The organism is Cryobacterium sp. Y82, assembly GCF_002929495.1.
In the GTDB taxonomy this organism is placed as follows: domain Bacteria; phylum Actinomycetota; class Actinomycetes; order Actinomycetales; family Microbacteriaceae; genus Cryobacterium; species Cryobacterium serini.
In genome coordinates, this window is the sequence record NZ_PJJJ01000008.1 from 1 (window position 1) to 3357 (window position 3357).

General features: G+C 64.6%; 3 protein-coding genes. All 3 read right to left on the reverse strand.

The window, feature by feature from the left end:
• Positions 1 to 79 precede the first annotated feature (79 nt).
• From CXY70_RS00055 to CXY70_RS00065, 3 genes are read right to left on the reverse strand one after another with little or no spacing between them, the layout of a single operon-like run.
• Complete coding sequence (locus CXY70_RS00055) at positions 80 to 1069, reverse strand: tyrosine-type recombinase/integrase (protein ID WP_104190387.1); 990 nt, start codon at positions 1067 to 1069, stop codon at positions 80 to 82.
• Positions 1066 to 2001 (reverse strand): tyrosine-type recombinase/integrase, encoded by a 936-nt coding sequence (locus CXY70_RS00060; RefSeq protein WP_104190388.1) that lies wholly within the window; start codon positions 1999 to 2001, stop codon positions 1066 to 1068. Before CXY70_RS00060 ends, CXY70_RS00055 begins: the two co-directional genes overlap by 4 nt.
• A complete protein-coding gene (locus CXY70_RS00065; RefSeq protein ID WP_199183302.1) occupies positions 1998 to 3086 on the reverse strand; it encodes a tyrosine-type recombinase/integrase in 1089 nt (362 codons plus the stop codon). The genes CXY70_RS00060 and CXY70_RS00065 overlap by 4 nt, the downstream gene beginning before the upstream one ends.
• Positions 3087 to 3357: the final 271 nt, after the last annotated feature.

Sequence of the window (3357 nt, forward strand, 5' to 3'; positions counted from 1 at the left end):
GCCGACCTTGGGGCTATGCCGATGTTGGTTGTAATGGTGCTGGTCAGATTTGATTTTCGGGGTTGAGATGTCGGCATAGTTATAGGGCTGTGAGCCAGGCGAGAATGCCCGGCTCGGGACGGTAGTTGCCGGGTGTGACTCCGGGAGGCCTGGTCCGTTCGATGGCGGCTTGCTTGATCGCCATGTCGGCGTGGAGGTAGGCGTCGGTGCTGTGCGTGTCGGCGTGACCGAGCCAGAGCGCGATGACGGCGATGTCCACCCCGCCGGCTAGGAGATTCATCGCCGCGGTGTGCCGCATGGTGTGCATCGTGACGTGCTTGCCGACGAGGCTGGAGCACGTGGTTCTCGCAGTGTCCAGATGTTTGGCGAGGCGGTGCTCGAGGGCGTCACGGGATAGCGCTTGTCCATGAGGACCGCAGAACACTGCAGTTCCCGGTCGGGCCGCCCGTTCGGCGAGGTAGTTCTTCATGGTGGTCACGGTGGTGCGGGTCAACGGGGTGGAGCGCTGGCGACGTCCTTTGCCGGTGCAGGTGACTTGAGGCCCAGCGCCGAGGTAGATGTCGTTGAGCGTCAGTGCGCAGATTTCACTGATCCGAAGGCCGGTCTGCACTGCCATGGCCAGCAACGCGTAGTCGCGCCGCCCGGTCCAAGTCTGGTGATCGGGAGCTGCGAGCAGGACGTCGACTTCTCCAGGGGTGAGGAACTCGATGACCGGTCTGATGGCCCGCTTGGGAGGGATCGCGAGGACCTGCGTGATCGTGGCGGCATGCTCGGGGTGGTCGGGCAGTGCGCGACTGAGCACGGCGCGGATCGCGGTCAGTCGGGTGTTGCGGGTCTTGGCGTTGTTGCCGCGGTCGTGTTCGAGGTGGTCGAGGAATCCAGTGACGTTCGTAGCGGTGAGCACATCGAAATCGACTCTTTCTGTGGGAACACCGAGCGTGGCGGTCAGGTGTTTGAGGAGCATCCGCCAGGTGTCGCGGTAGGAGGCGATCGTGTTGCTGGAGAGGTCACGCTGGGTGCGGGCGAAGGTCGTGAAGTAGGTTTGCAGGCTCGTGGTCAGGGCGTTCATGATGATTCTCCTTCGGTGGGAGCGGGGTCGAGCATGCCGGCGGCCAACGCCATCAGCTCGCCGGTCGCGGTCAAATACCAGTAGGTGTGGGCGGCATCGGAGTGCCCAAGCCAGGTGGCGAGCAACGACAACACCCTCTCGGGGTCGCCGCCGTGGGCGTAGGCAGCGGTCATGTGCGCGGTGGCGAAGGTGTGCCGCAGGTCGTGGAGCCGGGGCCGTGCTCTGCCGCGCGGGGTGAGTCCGGCCGTCTCCCGAACCCGTTTGAACAGCGGGAAGAAGGAGACGTAGAGGTATCCGGTCCCTTTGGAGGTCACGAAGACCGGGCCGCGCGGGTCAGGGCTGGTGACAGTCCTTGCCGGGAGATCGATGTACTGCCTGAGCGCTGCCGTCGTCGACGCGTGCACGGGAACGAGCCGCTCGTCTGATTTCGCCGCCTTGATCACCAGCACGTTGTTGCGCTGATCGATGTCATCGATTCGAAGGTTCAACGCCTCGCTGATCCGCAGCCCTGTTGCGGCGAGCAAGCCAATGACGGTGCGCACGGTCTCAGAGATCCGCTCGTCGGCGAACTCCTCAGCGCAGGCAGCGAGCAACGCATCGACGTCGCGTTGGCTGTAAATGTAGGGGACTGCCCGGGGTTTCTTCGCTGCCAGTATGCCATTGGGAATGACGGGGACGTCGACACCGTTCGCGTTGAGGTGTGCGGCGAATCGGCGCACTAGCGACAGGCGTGTCGCCCACCACGACGGGTGCGCGTCAGGGTTGAGGCGTGCCCACGTGACAGCATCGTCGATGGTGAACGTCGCCGTCTGGCCTCGAGATTCGAGCCAGCCGCAAAACAGCCCGACCTGCCGCTCGATGTCGTTCAGCTGGAATCCCAGAGCTCGGCGCATCGCCAGATACTCGTCCAGGCGTTCACGCAGCGTCGTCATCGCGGCACCTGGCCGAAGGGGACCGCCAGGACACGCAGGGATATGAGATCAACTTTCGCGTAAGCCATCGTGGTCACGGTGTAAACGTGGCCCAGGAGTTCCTTCGCCTCGGTCAAGGTGCCGCCGGAGGCCAGGACGTCCATCGCGGCGGTATGCCGTAGCCGGTGGGCGTAGATCCGGTCGACGCTCGCCAAGTCCGACAAGCGGGCGATGCTTCCCGAGATCCCCGAGGGTGTCATCATCCTGCGCGGTGCCTTCATTCGGACGAACACCCCACGATCGAGTGCCGGCGGACGCGCCCGCAACCACGCTTCCAATGCTTCGCCGACGTCGACCGGGATCGGCAGTGTGTGCTCGCGGCCCTTCCCGCTGACCTTGAGCTGACCTGCAGTCCAGTCGATGTCGTCGAGGGTGAGGCGGGCGGCTTCGCCGGCGCGCAGGCCAAGCCGCACGAGGATCGTGACCACTGCCCGGTCTCGTGCGCCGATCGCGGTGGCTGGGTCGCACACGCTCAACAGTGCAGCGACCTGGTCCGCGCCGACCCCGCGAGGCAGGGTCCGTCTCGTTCCCGGAGGTTTCAGGACCCCGGCCGTCGGATCCCGACTGATCCGCCCCGTGCTCAACGCCCACCGCAGCAAGCAACGAACCGCATCGACGATGTGAGCACGAGTGACGGCGCCGCAGGGGCGGCCTCGCTCAGCGACGTAAGCGTTGACGACCGGTGCGCCCAGACGGAACCATTCGACAGTGCCTTCTGGCGTCGTTACCACGTCCACGAGTCCGGCCCCGTAGTAGCAGCGGGCGTCGATGGTTTTCTCGAGCAGCCCGCGGTCGTCCCGCATCCACGCGCGCCACTCGGTTACTGCGGCCTGCGCTTCGGTGACCACCTCATTCTCGCTAGCGGCGAAGTATCCCGCCGCGATCAAGAACCTGCGCATCGTACCCATGCACGTGGTCACCGCGGCCGCCACCACGGTTCGCGAACGCTCCCAAATCACAAACCGGTCAAGCAGTGCCTGCCCGATCTGGTCGGTGCCCGCGCCCTCCGTCTGCATCCACAGGCTCAGCCGCGCAAGCAAGTTCACGATGCCAGCCGCTGAACCTGGCGAGTAACCCTGTTTAGACAACCAGGATGAACACTCGGCCAACATCGCTGGAGCCAACGGCCCCACCGAAACGCGCGGAATCCGATCCACATGCGGCCGAGCTGTGGGCGATTTCTTCGTCACTGCTCTCACCTCCAGACACTCTGTGCCTGAAGCATGACCGCAGATCAACTATGCCGACATCTCAACCCCGAAAATCAAATCTGACCAGCACCATTACAACCAACATCGGCATAGCCCCAAGGTCGGC

Excerpts from the sequence above, each read along its gene's own strand:
- CXY70_RS00055 (WP_104190387.1), bottom strand. The coding sequence starts at position 1,069 with ATGAACGCCCTGACCACGAGCCTGCAAACCTACTTCACGACCTTCGCC.
- CXY70_RS00060 (WP_104190388.1), bottom strand. The coding sequence starts at position 2,001 with ATGACGACGCTGCGTGAACGCCTGGACGAGTATCTGGCGATGCGCCGA.